This is a genomic window from Burkholderia sp. AU33545 (genome assembly GCF_020419685.1).
GTDB classification, from domain to species: domain Bacteria; phylum Pseudomonadota; class Gammaproteobacteria; order Burkholderiales; family Burkholderiaceae; genus Burkholderia; species Burkholderia diffusa.
In genome coordinates this window covers 62,034-80,000 of the sequence record NZ_JAIZRQ010000006.1, presented here as the reverse complement: position 1 = coordinate 80,000, position 17,967 = coordinate 62,034, and the positions used below count along the sequence as shown (strand labels likewise).

At 67.8% G+C, this 17,967-nt stretch carries 15 protein-coding genes; 9 read left to right on the top strand and 6 right to left on the bottom strand.

Annotation, left to right across the window (positions count from 1 at the left end; all coding sequences use genetic code 11):
* Window positions 1-200: 200 nt before the first annotated feature.
* Genes glyQ through LGM71_RS20500 form a run of 5 tightly spaced genes read left to right on the top strand, consistent with a single transcriptional unit; the run spans window position 201 to window position 5,664 of the window.
* Complete coding sequence (glyQ, locus tag LGM71_RS20520; RefSeq protein ID WP_082729061.1) at window positions 201-1,205, top strand: glycine--tRNA ligase subunit alpha; 1,005 nt, start codon at window positions 201-203, stop codon at window positions 1,203-1,205.
* 22 nt (window positions 1,206-1,227) lie between these two features.
* Window positions 1,228-3,327, top strand: a complete 2,100-nt coding sequence (gene glyS / locus LGM71_RS20515; protein ID WP_124621323.1) for a glycine--tRNA ligase subunit beta — start codon at window positions 1,228-1,230, stop codon at window positions 3,325-3,327.
* A 10-nt stretch (window positions 3,328-3,337) separates the two neighbouring features.
* Window positions 3,338-3,901, top strand: coding sequence for a D-glycero-beta-D-manno-heptose 1,7-bisphosphate 7-phosphatase (gmhB, locus tag LGM71_RS20510; protein ID WP_059528142.1), 564 nt, complete (start codon window positions 3,338-3,340; stop codon window positions 3,899-3,901).
* A 43-nt stretch (window positions 3,902-3,944) separates the two neighbouring features.
* Window positions 3,945-4,709 (top strand): lysophospholipid acyltransferase family protein, encoded by a 765-nt coding sequence (locus tag LGM71_RS20505; protein WP_124621319.1) that lies wholly within the window; start codon window positions 3,945-3,947, stop codon window positions 4,707-4,709.
* Between the two features lie 46 nt (window positions 4,710-4,755).
* Window positions 4,756-5,664: a M48 family metallopeptidase gene (locus tag LGM71_RS20500; protein ID WP_174906160.1), complete on the top strand. Its 909-nt coding sequence runs from the start codon at window positions 4,756-4,758 to the stop codon at window positions 5,662-5,664.
* A gap of 108 nt (window positions 5,665-5,772) precedes the next feature.
* On the opposite strand, the gene gloA is transcribed toward LGM71_RS20500, so the two are convergent.
* Window positions 5,773-6,162, bottom strand: coding sequence for a lactoylglutathione lyase (gene gloA / locus LGM71_RS20495; protein WP_011657880.1), 390 nt, complete (start codon window positions 6,160-6,162; stop codon window positions 5,773-5,775).
* 372 nt (window positions 6,163-6,534) lie between these two features.
* Between gloA and LGM71_RS20490 the strand changes: the two genes are divergently transcribed.
* A complete protein-coding gene (locus tag LGM71_RS20490) occupies window positions 6,535-7,470 on the top strand; it encodes a DMT family transporter (RefSeq protein ID WP_226116183.1) in 936 nt (311 codons plus the stop codon).
* Window positions 7,471-7,592: 122 nt separating this feature from the next.
* On the opposite strand, the gene rsmA is transcribed toward LGM71_RS20490, so the two are convergent.
* Genes rsmA through LGM71_RS20470 form a run of 4 tightly spaced genes read right to left on the bottom strand, consistent with a single transcriptional unit; the run spans window position 7,593 to window position 13,250 of the window.
* A complete protein-coding gene (gene rsmA / locus LGM71_RS20485; protein ID WP_059607632.1) occupies window positions 7,593-8,423 on the bottom strand; it encodes a 16S rRNA (adenine(1518)-N(6)/adenine(1519)-N(6))-dimethyltransferase RsmA in 831 nt (276 codons plus the stop codon).
* 55 nt (window positions 8,424-8,478) lie between these two features.
* The gene (gene pdxA / locus LGM71_RS20480; RefSeq protein ID WP_059607634.1) at window positions 8,479-9,468 is read right to left on the bottom strand and encodes a 4-hydroxythreonine-4-phosphate dehydrogenase PdxA; all 990 of its coding nucleotides are present in this window, start codon (window positions 9,466-9,468) and stop codon (window positions 8,479-8,481) included.
* Window positions 9,469-9,479: 11 nt separating this feature from the next.
* On the bottom strand, window positions 9,480-10,838 hold the full coding sequence (locus LGM71_RS20475) for a peptidylprolyl isomerase (RefSeq protein WP_124621311.1): 1,359 nt from the start codon (window positions 10,836-10,838) through the stop codon (window positions 9,480-9,482).
* Window positions 10,839-10,889: 51 nt separating this feature from the next.
* Window positions 10,890-13,250, bottom strand: a complete 2,361-nt coding sequence (locus tag LGM71_RS20470; protein WP_226116182.1) for an LPS-assembly protein LptD — start codon at window positions 13,248-13,250, stop codon at window positions 10,890-10,892.
* Between the two features lie 223 nt (window positions 13,251-13,473).
* Here LGM71_RS20470 and LGM71_RS20465 point away from each other — a divergent pair, with 223 nt between their 5' ends.
* Both LGM71_RS20465 and murU read left to right on the top strand, forming a co-directional pair.
* Window positions 13,474-14,523 (top strand): aminoglycoside phosphotransferase family protein, encoded by a 1,050-nt coding sequence (locus tag LGM71_RS20465; RefSeq protein ID WP_226116179.1) that lies wholly within the window; start codon window positions 13,474-13,476, stop codon window positions 14,521-14,523.
* Between the two features lie 22 nt (window positions 14,524-14,545).
* Window positions 14,546-15,268 carry an N-acetylmuramate alpha-1-phosphate uridylyltransferase MurU gene (murU, locus tag LGM71_RS20460; RefSeq protein WP_151048850.1) on the top strand — a complete coding sequence of 241 codons (723 nt, stop codon included), beginning with the start codon at window positions 14,546-14,548 and terminating at the stop codon, window positions 15,266-15,268.
* 210 nt (window positions 15,269-15,478) lie between these two features.
* Here the strand turns inward: murU and LGM71_RS20455 are convergent, their stop codons facing one another.
* Window positions 15,479-17,350 carry an ABCB family ABC transporter ATP-binding protein/permease gene (locus tag LGM71_RS20455; RefSeq protein WP_226116177.1) on the bottom strand — a complete coding sequence of 624 codons (1,872 nt, stop codon included), beginning with the start codon at window positions 17,348-17,350 and terminating at the stop codon, window positions 15,479-15,481.
* 175 nt (window positions 17,351-17,525) lie between these two features.
* On the opposite strand from LGM71_RS20455, the gene LGM71_RS20450 reads away from it, so the two are divergent.
* Window positions 17,526-17,921 carry an acyl-CoA thioesterase gene (locus tag LGM71_RS20450; RefSeq protein WP_059607646.1) on the top strand — a complete coding sequence of 132 codons (396 nt, stop codon included), beginning with the start codon at window positions 17,526-17,528 and terminating at the stop codon, window positions 17,919-17,921.
* Window positions 17,922-17,967 lie beyond the last annotated feature (46 nt).

The window sequence follows — 17,967 nt, the reverse complement described above, 5'->3', positions numbered from 1 at the left end:
GAGCCGCGCACAGGCTGCGCACGGCTCGCCGGAACACCGCCGGCGGCACCTTCGTCCGCGTTCCAGCCGCATCCGCCCGCCGATCCGGTAAAATTGCACGTTTCAGCACACTAACAAGCCGCGCCGCCGCGCGAGCCGACCCTCCGGGCCCCGCCCGGAGCGCCGCCCGCAACGGAGCGCCAGCGCCACGAAGGCTCTTCATGCTTACGTTTCAGCAAATCATCCTGACGCTGCAGTCCTACTGGGACAAGCAGGGTTGCGCCCTGCTCCAGCCCATCGACATGGAAGTCGGCGCGGGCACGTCGCACGTTCACACGTTCCTGCGCGCGGTCGGCCCCGAGCCGTGGCGCGCCGCTTACGTGCAGCCGTCGCGCCGCCCGAAGGACGGCCGCTATGGCGAGAACCCGAACCGCCTGCAGCATTACTACCAGTACCAGGTCGTGCTCAAGCCGGCACCGGAAAACATCCTCGACCTGTACCTCGGCTCGCTGGAAGCGCTCGGCTTCGACCTGCAGCAGAACGACGTGCGCTTCGTCGAGGACGACTGGGAGAACCCGACGCTCGGCGCGTGGGGCCTCGGCTGGGAAGTGTGGCTGAACGGGATGGAAGTCACGCAGTTCACGTATTTCCAGCAGGTCGGCGGCCTCGACTGCAAGCCGGTGCTCGGCGAGATCACCTACGGCCTCGAGCGCCTCGCGATGTACCTGCAGAAGGTCGAGAACGTGTACGACCTCGTGTGGACCGAGTGGGAAGAGCACGGCCCGAACGGCCCCGAGCTGCGCCGCCTGTCGTACGGCGACGTCTACCACCAGAACGAGGTCGAGCAGTCGACCTACAACTTCGAGCACGCGAACGTCGACCTGCTGTTCACGTTCTTCAACAGCTACGAAGCGGAAGCGAAGAAGATGATCGACGCGCAGCTCGCGCTGCCCGCGTACGAACTCGTGCTGAAGGCCGGCCACACGTTCAACCTGCTCGATGCGCGCGGCGCGATCTCGGTCACCGAGCGCGCGGCGTACATCGGCCGCATCCGCGCGCTGTCGCGTCTCGTCGCGCAGGCTTACTACGACTCGCGCGAGAAGCTCGGCTTCCCGATGCTCGGCAACCCGCCGGGCGTGCCGGGCCTCACCACCGACGCCCAGGACGCCGCCCAGCCGGCATGGGCGCCGCCGCTCAAGGTCGAACGCAAGATCGATCAGGACTGACGAGACGAGATTTATTCCAGACATGACGCACAATCATCCCGCCCCCCTGCTCGTCGAATTGCTGACCGAAGAGCTGCCGCCGAAGGCCCTCGCGCGCCTCGGCGACGCATTCGCCGAAGGTCTCGCGCAACGCCTCGCGGCGCGCGACCTCGTCGAAGGCGAACTCGTATTCGAACGCTACGCCACGCCGCGCCGCCTCGCGGTCGTCGTGCAGAACGTGCGCGCCGTCGCGCCTGAAAAGCAGGTCCGCGAAAAGGTCCTGCCCGTGTCGGTCGCGCTGGACGCCGAAGGCAAGCCGACCGCCCCGCTCGCGAAGAAGCTCGCGGCGCTCGGCCATCCGAACCTGTCGATCGCCGATCTCGAGCGCGCGCAGGACGGCAAGGCCGAAGCGTTCTTCGTCAACTACTCGGCCGCCGGCGCGACGCTCGCCGACGGGCTGCAGGCCGCGCTCGACGAAACGCTCGAGAAGCTGCCGATCCCGAAGGTCATGACCTATCAGCGCCCGGACGGCTCCGACGTGAAGTTCGTGCGCCCGGTGCATCGCCTGACGGTGCTGCACGACGATCGCATCGTGCCCGTCACCGCGTTCGGCGTCGACGCCGGCGACACCACGCTCGGCCACCGCTTCCTGTCCGACGGCCTCGTCGCGATCCAGCATGCGCGCGCCTACGCCGACACGCTGCGCGACAAGGGCCGCGTGATCGCGCACTTCGCCGATCGCCGCGAAACGATCCGCACGCAGCTGAACGAGCACGCGAACGGCGACACCGTCGTGATGCCCGAATCGCTGCTCGACGAAGTGACGTCGCTGGTCGAATGGCCGGTCGTCTACCCGTGCCGCTTCGAGGACGAATTCCTGCAGGTTCCGCAGGAATGCCTGATCCTCACGATGCAGACGAACCAGAAGTATTTCGCGCTGACCGACATCGCCGGCAAGCTGCGCTCGCGCTTCCTGATCGTGTCGAACATCGAGACGAACACGCCGGGCGAGATCGTCGAAGGCAACGAGCGCGTCGTGCGCCCGCGCCTCGCCGACGCGAAATTCTTCTTCGAGCAGGACAAGAAGAAGCCGCTCGCCGAGCGCGTGCCGCTGCTCGCGAACGTCGTCTATCACAACAAGCTCGGTTCGGCGCTCGCGCGCGTCGAGCGCCTCGAAGTGCTGGCCGGCGAGATCGCGCCCGCGATCGGTGCCGACGCCACGCACGCGAAGCGCGCCGCGCGCCTCGCGAAGGCCGACCTGCTGACCGACATGGTCGGCGAGTTCCCGGAACTGCAGGGCACGATGGGCACGTACTACGCGCGCCACGACGGCGAAGCCGACGACGTCGCGCTCGCCTGCGCCGAGCACTACCAGCCGCGCTTCTCCGGCGACGCGCTGCCGACCACGCCGGTGTCCACCGCCGTCGCGCTGGCCGACAAGCTCGAGACGATCGTCGGCATCTGGGGCATCGGCCTCGCGCCGACCGGCGAGAAGGATCCGTTCGCGCTGCGCCGTCACGCGCTCGGCGTGCTGCGCCTGCTGGTCGAGAAGCAACTGCCGCTCGATCTCGTCTCGCTGCTGCGCACGGCGCACGCACGCTTCGAAGGCGTGCCGGGCGTCGCCGAATCGACCGATGCGATCTTCGCGTTCTTCATGGACCGCCTGCGCGGCCTGCTGCGCGAACGCGGCTACTCGGCAGGCGAAGTCGACGCGGTGCTGAGCCTGAACCCGACGCGCGTCGACGATCTCGTCGCGCGCCTCGACGCGGTGCGTGAATTCACGCGCCTCGCGGAAGCCGAAGCGCTCGCGGCCGCGAACAAGCGGATCTCGAACATCCTGAAGAAGTCGGAAGGCGGCGCGAACGGTGCGGTGCAGCCGACGCTGCTCGTCGAGGCCGCCGAAAAGGCGCTGCACGAACAGCTCGCGGCCGTGACGCCGCGCGTGCAGTCGCAGCTCGAGGCGCGTGAGTACACGGGCGCGCTGTCGGCGCTCGCGGCACTGCGCGCGCCGGTCGACACGTTCTTCAACGACGTGATGGTCAACGCCGAGGATCCCGCGCTGCGCGCGAACCGTCTCGCGCTGCTGTCCGCGCTGCATCAGCAGATGAACTGCGTCGCCGACATCTCGAAGCTCGCCGCATAAGGGCCGAACGATGCCGACCAGCCCCAACCGCAAGCTCGTCGTCCTCGACCGGGACGGCGTGATCAACGTCGATTCGGACGCGTTCATCAAGACGCCCGACGAGTGGATCGCGCTGCCCGGCAGCCTCGAGGCGATCGCACGACTCAACCACGCAGGCTATCGCGTGGTCGTCGCGACCAACCAGTCCGGCATCGGCCGCGGGCTGTTCGACATGGCCGCGCTCAACGCGATGCACCTGAAGATGCATCGCGCGGCGGCCGCCGTCGGCGCGCGCATCGACGCGGTGTTCTTCTGCCCGCACGTGTCGGAAGACCACTGCGACTGCCGCAAACCAAAGCCCGGCATGATGCAGATGATCGCGGAGCGCTTCGAGGTCGACCCCGGTCACACGCCGGCCGTCGGCGATTCCCTGCGCGACCTGCAGGCCGGCGTCGCAGTCGGCTTCAAGCCGCACCTCGTGCTGACCGGCAAGGGCAAGAAGACGCTCGCCGCGGGGAATCTGCCGGACGGCACGAAGGTCCACGACGACCTGCGCGCATTCGCGCTCGACTTCCTTTCACACGAACACGAGTGATGCGGCCGCCGCGCGCATCCTCCCTACTGTCAGACCCACGCCGATGCGCTTCGTCCGCTCCCTGCTGCTGCTGATCTACTTCATCGTGTACACGGTGCCTTACGCCACCGCGTGCTTCATCGCGTTCCCGTTCATGCGTCCCGACGCACGCTACTGGATGGCGGCCGGCTGGTGCAAATCGACGCTGTGGGTCGTGCGCTGGCTGAACGGCATCCGCTACCGGATCGAAGGGATGGAAAACCTGCCGGACGGCCCGGCCGTGCTGCTGTCGAAGCACCAGTCCGCGTGGGAGACGCTCGCGTTTCCGGCGCTGATGCCGAAGCCGCTCTGCTATGTGTTCAAGCGCGAACTGCTGTACGTGCCGTTCTTCGGCTGGGCGCTCGGGCTGCTGCACATGGTCAACATCAACCGCAAGGAAGGCAAGAACGCGTTCACGTCGGTGATCCGCCAGGGCAAGAAGCGCCTGTCGGAAGGCGCCTGGATGATCATGTTTCCGGAAGGCACGCGCACGCCGGTCGGCAAGCAGGGCAAGTACAAGACGGGCGGCGCGCGCTTCGCGATCGAAACCGGCACGCCGGTCGTGCCGATCGCGCACAATGCAGGTCGCGTGTGGCCGCGCAATTCGTTCACGAAATTCCCGGGCGTCGTCACCGTGTCGATCGGCAAGCCGATTCCCGTCGACGGCAAGACGCCCGACGTATTGAACTCGCAGGTGGAAGCATGGATCGAAGCGGAAATGCGCCGCATCGATCCCGAAGCCTATCGCCAGTCGGGCAGTGCCGGCGCGCGCGATGCCGCGCGCGTCTGAATCACCCGGATTGCAGCCGTTGCGAACGACGAAACGAAGCGAACTGATGAAAAAGCGTCCGCGGCCACGGCCTGCCGTCGTGGCCCTCGATCATCGCCAGATGGACCTGCCGCTCTTCGACGGGCCGACGGCATCGCCGGCACCGTCGGCGCCCGCCGCACCACCCTCGTCGCCTGAAGCGGCTGCGGCTCCCGCGGTGCCCACGGCGCCGCTCGATCCGGGCCCCGCGCCCGATCGCTCCCGCGTCCGCACGTTCGCACTCGACAGCCGTGTGCTCGAATATCGGCTGAAGCGCTCCGCGCGTCGCACGATCGGCTTCACGATCGACGGCAGCGGGCTGTCGATCACCGCGCCGCGCTGGGTCACGCTCGCCGACATCGAAGCCGCCATCGCCGAGAAGCAGCGCTGGATCTTCGCGAAGCTCGCGGAGTGGAAAACCCGCACCGAGCAGCGCGCGCTGCCGCAGATCGACTGGCGCGACGGCGCGCAACTCCCGTATCTCGGCAAGACGATCACGATCGCGCTCGGCGCCGGTGCGGCCGCATTCGATGCCGATGCGCAGCGGCTGTCGCTGCCGCTGCCCGCACAAGCCGACATGCAGCAGATCAAGGATCGCGTGCAGGGCTGGCTGCAGGGCGAAGCGAAGCGAATCTTCGGCGAACGCCTCGTCGTCTATGCGGAAAAGCTCGGCGTCACGTATTCGATGTACGCGCTGTCGTCGGCCGCGACGCGCTGGGGCAGTTGCTCGAGCGACGGCAAGATCCGGCTGAACTGGCGGCTGATCCACTTCCCAATGTCGATCATCGACTACGTCGTCGCGCACGAGCTGTCGCACCTGCGCGAAATGAACCACAGCCCGGCCTTCTGGCACACCGTCGAATCGATCTTCCCGGAATTCCGCGAAGCGCGGCACACGCTCAAGCATCACCCGCCCGAGCTGCTGCCGTCGCTGTAACGCGATCGGCCGCACCGAAAATACGAACGGGCGATGCGGATCCCTCCGCATCGCCCGTTTTCCTTGCCCGCCACGCCCATCGTGCGTCGCGCGCCGCTCATCCCGCGCTCAGTGCGCCTTCTTCTGGATGAACTCGATCTTGTAGCCGTCCGGATCCTCGACGAATGCGATCACGGTCGTGCCGTGCTTCATCGGGCCCGCTTCGCGAGTCACCTTGCCGCCTTGCGCCTTGATCTTGTCGCAGGCCGCGTACGCATCGTCGACTTCCACCGCCAGGTGGCCGAAGCCGTTGCCGAGATCGTAGGACGGCGTATCCCAGTTATGGGTCAGCTCGATCACGGTGCCCGTGCTTTCGGCTTCATAGCCGACGAACGCGAGCGTGAACTTGCCTTCCGGATAATCCTCGCGACGCAGCAGCTTCATGCCGAGCAATTCGGTGTAGAACTTGATCGAGCGGTCGAGATCGCCGACTCGCAGCATCGTATGCAGCAAACGCATGTGTTGTACTCCTGTGGGGACTTTCCAGAAGCGGAAATTCTACCGGAGTCGGGTGAATCCCGCCGCCGGCGACCCCGTCCACCCTCGGCCGATACCGGGCTTCCGGACGGCGAGTCCGATGCCCGTGCGGCGGCAGTGATCACCGGATCCGACGGCCCCCGGCAAGTCCACCGATCGGGTAACATCCTCTCACCTCGCACCAAAAGCGGGCATGCCGTCCGCCGCTTGAACGCGACCACCCCCTCATTCAGCCACACAGCCTGCCGTGCAAAACCGCCGAATCCAGCGCGCCGGACGCGACATCCGTCCGCCGCTGCCCATGCCCGTGCACATGCCCGTGCCCCCTTCCCGCCGCATCGGCGAGGTCCGCCGATGACCGCGCTCGCCGGCACGCAAGCGCGCCGCGCGCTCGACACGCGCGCCATCGGCGTGATGCTGCTGCTGTGCGCGATCTGGGGCTTCCAGCAGGTCGCGATCAAGAGCACGAACGCTGCGATCCCGCCGATGTTCCAGGCCGGGCTGCGCTCGGTGATCGCCGCGCTCCTGCTGTGGGGCTGGGCCCGCTCGCGCGGCACGCCGCTGTTCCGCGCGGACGGCACGCTCGGCGCGGGCATCGCGGCCGGTGCGCTGTTCGCCGGCGAGTTCGTCTGCGTTTTTCTGGGGCTGACGCTGACGAGCGCGTCGCACATGGCGATCTTCCTTTACACGGCACCGTGCTTCACGGCGCTCGGCCTGCACCTGTTCGCGCCGGGCGAGCGGCTGCAGCGCGTCCAGTGGGCCGGCGTCGGCCTCGCATTCGCCGGCATCGCGCTCGCGTTCGCGGACGGCTTCCTCAAGCCGCGCGCGCCCGGCGCATCGGTGCTGGCGGGGCTGGCCGGTGACGCGCTCGGCATCCTCGGCGGCGCGATGTGGGCCGCCACGACGGTCGTCGTGCGCTCGACGTCGCTCGCGCGGACCAGCGCGAGCAAGACGCTGTTCTACCAGCTCACAGTGTCGGCCGTCGTGCTGATCGCGCTCGCCGCGCTGCTCGGCCAGACGTCGTTCGCTCAGGTCACGCCGATCGCGCTCGCAAGCCTCGCGTATCAGTCGGTGATCGTTGCGTTCGTCAGCTATCTGTCGTGGTTCTGGCTGCTGACGCGCTACAGCGCGTCGCGGCTGTCGGTGTTCACGTTCCTGTCGCCATTGTTCGGCGTCGCGTTCGGCGTGCTGCTGCTCGGCGAGTCGGTCGGCTGGCGCTTCATGTCCGCGGCCGCGCTGGTGCTGACCGGGATCGCGCTCGTCAACGCGCCGCCGCGCGGGCGCGCGTAACGCCGCCCGGCCGCGGTCCGGCCTCGACGAGAGCGGCACGGAAAAACAAAAAGGCTGCCCGTCAGGGCAGCCTCATGAATCTCGAGCCGGCGGGCACCACGCGCGTTGCCCGCGTGATCCTGCTACTCCGCGGCCTTGCGCACCTTCGCAAGCGCCTGCGCGACGCCGACATATTCGGCCACGCTCACATCCTCCGCGCGTCGCGCGAGATCGAAGCCGAGCCCGTCGAAATCGATCGTCTCGCGGTAGTCGCCGAGCGTGTTGCGCAGCATCTTCCGACGCTGCGAGAACGCAGCCGTAACCACTTCGCCGAGCAGCACCGGATCGACGTCCGGCAGTTCGTGCGGCTCGTACGGAATCATCCGGACGATCGCCGAATCAACCTTCGGCGGCGGCTGGAACGACTCCGGCGGCACGTCGAGCATCTTCTCCATCACGTAGCGGTACTGCAGCATCACCGACAGCCGCGAGAACGCCTTCGTGCCCGGCTCCGCGACCATCCGTTCGACGACCTCGTTCTGCAGCATGAAATGCTGGTCGATGACCACACCGGCGAACGTCATCAGGTGAAACAGCAGCGGGCTGGAAATGTTGTACGGCAGGTTGCCGACGATCCGCAGCGACGGCTTGTCGCCGGGTGCCGCGAGCGAGCCGAAGTCGAACGCGAGCGCATCGCCCGCGTGCAGCTCCAGCAGCGCACCGAAGCGCTGCTGCAGACGACCGATCAGGTCGCGGTCGAGCTCGACCGCATGCAGCGGCGACTCGGGCGTCGCGAGACGCGCGATCAGGGGCTCGGTCAGCGCACCGAGGCCGGGGCCGATCTCGACCATTCGCTGGCCGCGCGCGGGACCGATCGTCGCGACGATCGAGTCGATCACGCCGTGATCGACGAGGAAGTTCTGCCCGAAGCGCTTGCGCGCGAAGTGGCCTTGGTGCTGTCTGCTGTTCGACATCGACTGAGAAAAACGAAAAATACGACGAATGAAGTGAGGCCTGGGGCCGTGCGCGTCAGGCCGCGCGGCGATGGCGCGCCATCGTGACGGCCGTGTCGAGCGCGGCGACCATGCTGCCCGGATCCGCGCGGCCCGTGCCGGCCAGATCCAGCGCGGTGCCGTGATCGACTGACGTGCGGATGATCGGCAGCCCGAGCGTGACGTTGATGCCCTCGCCGAAGGTTGCATACTTCAGCACGGGCAAGCCCTGATCGTGGAACATCGCGAGCACGCAATCGGCATCCTCGAGATGGCGCGGCTGGAACAGCGTGTCGGCCGGATACGGGCCGCGCGCGTCGATGCCCCGCGCTTGCGCGCGCGCCAGCGCCGGCGAGATCACGTCGATCTCCTCGCGCCCGAGATAGCCGTTCTCGCCCGCGTGCGGGTTCAGCCCCGTCACAAGGATGCGCGGCGCCGCGAGGCCGAAGTCGCGCCGCAGGTCGCGATCGACGATCGCCAACGTCTCGACGAGCCCGTCGATCGTCAGCGCGGCCGACACGTCCTTCAGCGGCAGGTGCGTGGTCGCGAGCGCGACGCGCAGCGGCCGCTCGCCCGTGCCCGCCAGCATCATCACGACGCGTGGCGTGTGCGTGCGTTCCGCAAGGTATTCGGTATGGCCGGTGAACGGCACGCCGGCATCGTTGATCGTGCTCTTCTGCAGCGGCGCGGTGACGATCGCGTCGAACCGGCCCGCCATCGCGCCGTCGATCGCGGCATCGAGCAGCGCGAGCACGTAGCGGCCGTTGGCCGCATCGAGCTTGCCGGCCTGCGCGGGCACGGCGAGCGGATGATGCTCGACCGACACCGGACCGCCGCCGGCGAGCAGCGCACGGTCGGCATTGACCGCCGCCGCGCGCGCGTCGAGCAGCGCGGCATCGCCGAGCACGGTGAAATGCGCGCCCGGCCAGCGCCGCGCGGCATCCTGCAACGCCTGCACGGTCAGCTCCGGGCCGACACCCGCGGGTTCGCCGGTCGTGATCGCGATCTGCAGCGCGGATGCCGTCATGTGAAGCTCGCTCAGTTCGCCGGTCCGACGCCGCCGATCTTGTACTGCACGTACGACGAATCGCGCAGTTCGCGCAGCCAGTCGGCGTACGCCTGCTCGGCCTTGCGCTGGCCGATCGCCTGGCGCGCGATATCCATCTGCTGCTGCACCGAGCCTTCCGCCTCGCGGCGCTCCATCACCTGGATCAGGTGGTAGCCGTATTCGGTACGAATCGGCTGGCTGATCTGGCCGTCCTGCAGATTGTTCATCGCGCGCTCGAATTCCGGCACGGTCTCACCCGGGCTGATCCAGCCGAGATCGCCGCCCTGCGACGCCGAACCGTCCTGCGAGTAAGTGCGTGCGAACTTCGCGAAATCGCCGCCCGCCTCGACCTGGCGGCGGATGTCCTGCAGCTGCTGGCGCGCCTGGCCTTCCGACTTGCCTTCGCCGACACGCAACAGGATGTGGCGCACGTGCGTCTGGACGATCTTCGGTGCCGCGGCGGTCGCGCCCTGGCTCTGGCGGCGGTCGACGAGACGCACGATCTCGAAGCCGTCCGGCACGCGGATCAGCGTCGGGTTGACCTGGCCCGGGCGCAGCTTCGATGCGGCTTCGACGACGTCGGCCGGCAGCGCGCCCGGCGCCTTGAAGCCGAGGTCGCCGCCCTTCTTCGCGTCATTCGCTTCCGAATTGTTCTTCGCGAGCTTCTCGAAATCGGCGCCCGACGTGGCCTGCTGCAGCAGCGCCTCAGCCTTCTTCTGTGCAACTTCGATGTCGGCCTGCGGCGCGTTGGTCGGTGCCTTGATGAAGATGTGCTGGAAGCGCAGGTCCTGCTGCTGCGATGCGTTCGGCCCGCGCTGGCTCGCGATGTAGTTCGCGACCTCGGCGTCCGACACGGTGATCTTGCCGTCGACCTCGCGCTCGCGCAGCTTCGACAGCATCAGCTCGGTGCGGGCATCGCTCGTGAACACGCTCCAGGGCACGCCTTGCGCCACGATCCGCGCGCGGTACTGCTCGAGCGTCATCCCGTTCGCCTGCGCAAGGCGCTGCAACGTGGACTGCACGGTCGCGTCGTCGATGCGGATCCCGTCGTCCTTGGCCTTCTGCACCTGGATGCGTTCGAGCACCATCTGGTTCAGCACCTGCGCGCGCAGCTGGTCGGCCGGCGGAACGGGCGCGTTCTGCTGCTGCAGCCGGCGCGAGATCAGGCCGACGCGCTGGTCGAGTTCGCGGCCCGTGATCACGTCGTTGTTGACGACCGCGACGACTTCGTCGGCGAGCTGCGCACCTTGCGAACCGAGCGCCTGCGCCGCGGCCGGCGCGGCGGCGAGCAGCGCGGCGGACGCGGCGAGGCTGGACACGACTGCCGCGAAACGAAGGGTTTTCTTCATTGCCACTGATACTCCATTGAAATCGTGCTGACCGGTGCAGACAAGCCGGCGTTACTCGTAGTTGCTGAAGCGGGACATCGGCGGCGGCGTGGACGGCAGCGGCGTGTAGCCCGGCACCCCGGCGCGGAATGCGGCCACGAGACCGTTGTCGACGCTCGAGAGCCCCTTCAACGTCAGCTGCATCATGACTCGCGTCGACGAATTCTGCTGCCCCGATGTGTTCACGCCGTTTGCGTACCGCTGGACACCGACCCCGAGCGCCCAGCAATCCGCGTCGTATTGTAAGCCGAGCAGACCGTCGACGATCCGGTCGGCGGCCAGGTCGTAGTTGAAGCGGCCGATCGCATACAGGCGTCGCGTGAGCGGCCATTGCGCGGACACCAGGAACTGGTTGATCGGCTGGTTGTCGAGCGTCGTGTTCGCACGCGTATAGCGGTAGCCGACGTTGATCACGCGGCGCTCGCCCGGGCTGAAACCGAAACCGACGCTCGACTTCACGAGCTGGTTGTTGTTCTGGTTGTACTGGAACGCCGTCTCCGACATGAAGCCGGAGCCGAGTTTCAGCGCGGCACCGACGATCAAGTCCGAGTGGCGCGCCAGCACGGCGCTCTGGCCGGAGTTCAGCGTGACGCGCTGGTCGGCGAAATAGTACTGCTGCGCGACCACGAAGCGCGCGCGTTCGTCACCGGTGCGCGGATCGATGAAGCGCGACGTCAGGCCGGCCGTGATCCGGTTCGCGTCCGCGATCCGGTCGTTGCCGACGAACGTGTTCGGCTGGTAGATCTCCGCGAGGCCGAAGTCCGATTCCGCCGTGTCGAACAGCGGCGCGTTCGACTGGTCGCGATACGGCGTGTACACGTAGTACAGGCGCGGCTCGAGGGTCTGGATGAAGTCCTGGCCGAACAGGCGCACCGAGCGGTCGAAGATCAGGCCCGTGTCGAAGCTCACGGTCGGGATCGACTCGGTGAAGCGCTTCGGGTTGTTCGGCGTGCTCGACGACAGGTGGTTCAGGTCGTACGACGCGAAGTGATACTGGACCTTCGGCACGACGAAGTAGCCGGGGCCGTACACGCCGTACGCGATGTACGGGTTGAAGACGATCCGGTCGCCTTCGGTCGCATCGGCGGTCGTGATGCGGAACCGCGAATAGTCGGCTTCCGCGCCGAAGTCGAAGCCGCCGACGTTGTACTTCGTGTACTTCACGTTCAACTGCGGTTCGCGGCTGTACGGCGCGATCGACGGCGGCAGCGTCTGCCAGTGCTGGTAGCGCGCGAGCACCGACCACGGGCCGTTGTTGTACGTGAGCCCGGCTTCCTGCTGGTACAGCGTCTGCGTCCCGTTGATGAACTGGTTCATCGACCCAAGGTCTTCGGGATACGTGTTGTCCGAGACCTTGTTGAAGTAGACGTAGCCGCCGAAACCGCCGCCGAAGTTCTGCTGGTGCTGCCAGTAGATCGCGTAGCGGTCGCGGTGAGCGAGCCGGTCATCCGGCAGGTAATTGGCCGTAAACGTGCCCGAATACGTCGGCGACAGGTAGCGGAACGTCGCTTCGGTCTGCACGCCGCGCCGCGAGATGATGCGCGGCGTGAGCGTCAGGTCGCGGTTCGGCGCGATGTTGAAGTAGTACGGCAGCGTCAGCTCGAACCCGTTGTTCGAGTTCATCGAGAACGTCGGCGGCAAGAGGCCGCTGCGCCGCTCGCCCGACAGCGGGAACGTCATCCACGGGCTCGCGAAGATCGGCACGCCCTGGAAGAACAGCACGCCGTTGCGCGCGGTGCCTTCGTCGGCACCCGTGTCGAAGTCGAAACGGCTGCCCTTGATGTACCACGCGGGGTTCGTCGAGCACTGGCACGCGGTGTAGGTGCCGTTGACGAACACCGAGCGCTCGCTGTCGAGCAGGTCGACGCGCTCCGCGCTGCCGGACCCGCCCGTCACGTTGAAGTGGTACTTCGGCGCCGTCATGAAGCCCTGGTTCGCCTCGACCTTCAGATGCGCCTCGGGGCCCGCGAACGACGTGCCGCCGTTGATCACCTTGACCTGGCCGTACGCATCGGCCATGTCGGTATCCTGATCGTAGTGGATCGCGTCGGCCTTCACGACCGCGTCGCCGCGGCGCAGCTCGGCCGAACCCTTCGCGGCGAGGTCCTGATCGGCCGTGCCGCTCGTATGGTCGGCAATCACGAAGGTGGCCGGCTTCGCGCCGTCCTTCAGCGGATGATCCTCGAGCTGCGGGGCGAGACGCAGGTCCCACGGCGAGTCGAGCGGCTGCGGCTGCGCGGCCGCACCCGACAGCTGCGCGTACGACACGGCCGGCACGAGGCCGGGCACGGCCAGGAGCGCGAGCGCGAGCCGCCTTTTGCGCGGCGCCCCGTCACCGGGGAAGACATTCGGGAATAGCGGTTTGGGCGGCATCTATCGTTTGGCGAATCGCCCCTTGTCAACCGCACCTGCACGGCACATTCGCGCACGGCGGGCCGCGCCGTCGCACCGCGACTGCGGCTGAGCGCAAACCGGGGAGGCGAGCGGGCGGACGGCGCGACAGGCGGCGGGCCTGCACGGCGGAAGCTGACGCGGGGCGCGTCAAAAAAGTCGTGGGGTATTATATGGCAAGACGTTCCCCCCTCCGCCGAGTTTCATGACACCCCCATCCGCCGCATCCCAGCCCGACGCCCGTCTCGACGCCCTGACCGCGTGGCTGCGCCCGCTCGCCGAGCGCTTCGCCCTCGACCTGTCGACCCTCGCACCCGCGTCGTCGGACGCCAGTTTCCGCCGCTATTTCCGCGTCGCGTCGGCGACGAGCCCCGGCGGCTCGCTGGTCGCGGTCGACGCGCCGCCGCCCGAGAAGTGTCGCGAATTCGTTCAGGTCGCGCGGTTGCTCGCCGCGGCCGGCGACCACGTGCCGGACGTGCTGGCCCACGATTTCGACGCGGGCTTCATGCTCGTGACCGACCTCGGCCGCACGTCGTACATCTCGGTGCTCGATCCGGCCGACCCGGTCGCGGCGCGCCCGCTGATGCGCGACGCGCTCGACGCACTGATCCGCTTCCAGCTGAGCTCGAAGCCCGACGTGCTGCCGCCGTTCGACGAGGCATTCCTGCGCCGCGAGATGGAGCTGCTGCCCGAATGGTTCGTCGGCCGGCACCTCGGCAAGCCCGTCACCGACGCGATGCGCGGCACGCTCGACCGCACCTTCGCGCTGCTGGTCGCGAGCGCCCATGCGCAGCCGCAGGGCTTCATGCTGCGCGATTTCATGCCACGCAACCTGATGGTCTGCGAGCCGAACCCCGGCGTGCTCGACTTCCAGGACGCCGTGTACGGGCCGCTGACGTACGACGTCGTGTCGCTGCTGCGCGACGCGTTCATCAGCTGGGACGAGGAGTTCGAGCTCGACTGCTTCGCGTATTACTGGGAAAAGGCGAAGAAGGCCGGCCTGCCGGTCGATCCGGACTTCGGCGAGTTCTACCGCCAGCTCGAGTGGATGGGGCTGCAGCGCCACATCAAGATCCTCGGCCTGTTCGCACGGATCAACTACCGCGACGGCAAGCCGCATTACCTGAACGACCTGCCGCGCTTCCTCGCGTATGCGCGCAAGGTCGCGCTGCGCTACCGCCCGCTCGTGCCGTTCGCGAAGCTGCTCGACGAGCTCGAGGGCAAGGGCGCGGCCGACGTCGGCTATACGTTCTGACCGCCCTCACATTCAGCCGAACATGAGCACTACCCTGACCACGGCGATGATCTTCGCCGCCGGACGCGGCGAACGGATGCGCCCGCTGACCGACACCCGCCCGAAGCCGCTGCTCGAAGTCGGCGGCAAGCCGCTGATCGTCTGGCAGATCGAGGCGCTCGCGCGCGCGGGCATCGAGACGATCGTGATCAACCACGCGTGGCTCGGCGAACAGCTCGAGGCAACGCTCGGCGACGGCTCGCGCTGGGGCGTGCGGCTCGCGTATTCGGCCGAAGGCGACGCGCTGGAAACCGCCGGCGGCATCGCGCAGGCGCTGCCGCTGCTCGAGCGCGACGGCCGGCCGACGGTGTTCGCGGCGGTCGCGGGCGATGTTTACTGCGCATTCGACTACCGGACGCTCGCCGCCCACGCTGCGAGGATGGCCGAGCTCGACGCGCCCGCAATGCATCTCGTGATGGTGCCGAACCCGCCGTTCCATCCGGACGGCGATTTCGTGCTCCGCGACGACGGCCGGCTGGCGCTCGCCGGCGCGCCGCGTGTCACGTTCGGCAGCATCGGCGTGTACGACACGCGGATGTTCCGCGACATCGTGCCCGGCACGCACCGGCCGCTGACGCCGTACTTCAAGGCGACCATCGAGGCCGGCCGCGCGAGCGGCGAATTGTATGAAGGTATCTGGGAGAACGTCGGCACGCCCGCGCAGCTCGGCGAACTGGATGCGCGGCTGCGCGCCGCCGCAGGCTGAGCTGATTCGCGGCTGACCGTCGGGCCACCCGGCGCGGCGGCCAAGGGCCCGAAAGGCCGATAACGGCCCGATCGATCGCCGGCAGGCCGCGCCTGGATCAAACGCCGCGAACGCTGCGCCGCAGCGCCGGGCCGTGACGGCACAACGCCGCCCGATGCCGAACGGCCGGCGAACCGACCGTTCCCGCGCCGCCCGGCGCAGCATCCACGCTCACGCGGCCTCGGCCGCTTCCCCGCCCGCCGCCGCGCGCTGCTGCTGCAGCGCCCACATCTGCGCATACAGCCCGTCCGCGCGCACGAGTTCGTCGTGCGTGCCGCGCTCGACGATCCGCCCGTGGTCCATCACGAGAATCTGCTGCGCATGCACGACCGTCGACAGCCGGTGCGCAATCACGAGCGTCGTGCGGTGCCGCGCGATCTGGTCGAGTTCGTGCTGGATCGCACGCTCCGAGCGCGAATCGAGCGCCGACGTCGCCTCGTCGAACAGCAGCACCGGCGGATTCTTCAGCAGCGTGCGCGCGATCGCGACGCGCTGCTTCTCGCCGCCCGACAGCTTGAGCCCACGCTCGCCGACCGGCGTGTCATAGCCCTTCGGCAAGCTCTCGATGAAGTCGTGGATGTGCGCGGCGCGCGCGGCCGCGATCACTTCGTCGCGGGTCGCGGTCGGCCGGCCATAGGCGATGTTGTAGTAGATCGAGTCGTTGAACAGCACGGTGTCCTGCGGCACGATCCCGATCGATGCACGCAGCGAGTCCTGCGTGACGTCGCGAATGTCCTGGCCGTCGATCCGGATCGCTCCGCCCGTCTGCCGATCGAGATCGTAGAAGCGGAACAGCAGCCGCGACAGCGTCGACTTCCCGGAGCCGCTGTGGCCGACCACCGCGGTCGTCGTGCCCGCGTCGATCGTAAACGTCACGTCGTGCAGGATCTGCCGCGCCGGCTCGTACGCGAAATTTACGTGCTCGAAACGCACCTGCGCGCCGGCCACCGCGAGCGGCCGCGCATCGTGCAGGTCGGCCACTTCCTTCGCCGCCGACAGCAGCCCGAACATGCGGTCCATGTCGGTGAGGCTCTGCTTCAGTTCGCGATAGACGACGCCGAGAAAGTTCAGCGGAATGTACAGCTGCAGCATGAACGTGTTGATCAGTACGAGATCGCCGAGCGTCAGCTTGCCGGCGAGCACGCCCTGCGTCGCTCGCCACAGGATGAACACGAGCCCCGTGCCGATGATCGCCTGCTGGCCGAAGTTCAGCACCGACAGCGAATTCTGCGAACGAATCGCGGCCTTGCGGTAGCGCTTCAGGTTCTCGTCGTAGCGCTGCGCTTCCCACTCCTCGTTCCCGAAATACTTAACCGTCTCGTAGTTGATCAGCGAATCGATCGCCCGCGAGTTGGCGCGCGAATCGAGTTCGTTCATCGTGCGGCGGAAATGCGTGCGCCAGTTGGTGACCTTCACCGTGAACACGATGTAGGTGACCAGCGCCGCGAACGTCACGTAGGCGTAATAGGCCTCGTACTTGACCACGAAGAACCCGAGCACGAGCCCGACCTCGACGAGCGTCGGCAGGATGCTGTACAGCGAATACGAAATCAGCTGCTGGATGCCGCGCGTGCCGCGCTCGATGTCGCGCGACATGCCGCCCGTCTGGCGCTCGAGATGGAAGCGCAGCGACAGCCCGTGCAGATGCCGGAACACCTGCAGCGCGAGCTGGCGCACCGCGCTCTCGGTGACCTTCGAGAACAGGATCTCACGCAGCTCGGTGAACAGCGACGTCGACAGCCGCACGAGCGCATACGCGACGACCAGCAGCCCCACGCCGCCCGCGAGCACGATGCCGGCCGACTGTTCGGCGCGGCCGAGCGCGGTGATCTGCTGGACGTAGGAGAGGTGGTCGACGATGCGCTTCATCACGACCGGCACGCCGAGGTTGGCGACCTTCGCGCCGATCAGGCAGCCGAGCGCGAGCGCGACGCGCCATTTGTAGGTGGTCAGGTACGGCAGCAACGACCGGATGGTCTGCCAGTCGTTGCGGGGCCCGGTCGAAGCCGGCGCGGGCTCGCCGGAAGCAGGAAATCGGCGCATGGGGGGAAGGATCGGCGGCGGCGCCGGGCGCGTGCATCGGCGGCCGGCTTGGTCACTTTCTCGTACAATTTGCGAACGTTGTATTGTCGCAGAAGCCGCTTCGCGCCGCTGCCGGCGCCCTCGCCGGCCGGCCTGCGCGCGGCGGCATGTTTATTACAGGATGAAAGCCCCCGCCATGACCGATTCGACCCTCGAACTCCCGCAAAAGCAACCCGCGCTGCGCGTCGTCCCGCAACCGCACGACGCGAACGTCCACGGCGACGTGTTCGGCGGCTGGATCATGTCGCAGGTCGACATCGCCGGCTCGATCCCCGCGAGCCAGCGCGCGAACGGTCGCGTCGCGACGGTCGCGGTCAACTCGTTCGTGTTCAAGCAGCCGGTGTTCGTCGGCGATCTGCTGAGCTTCTACGCGACCATCATGCGCACCGGCAACACGTCGATCACGGTCGACGTCGAGGTGTACGCGCAGCGCATGCGCCTGATGGGTGAAATCGTGAAGGTCACCGAAGCAACCCTCACCTACGTCGCGACCGGCACTGACCGCAAGCCGCGCCAACTGCCGCCGCTCTGACGGGCGAGTGCCGCGCGACGGCGCCCTCCACCGGCCCGCGGCCGCC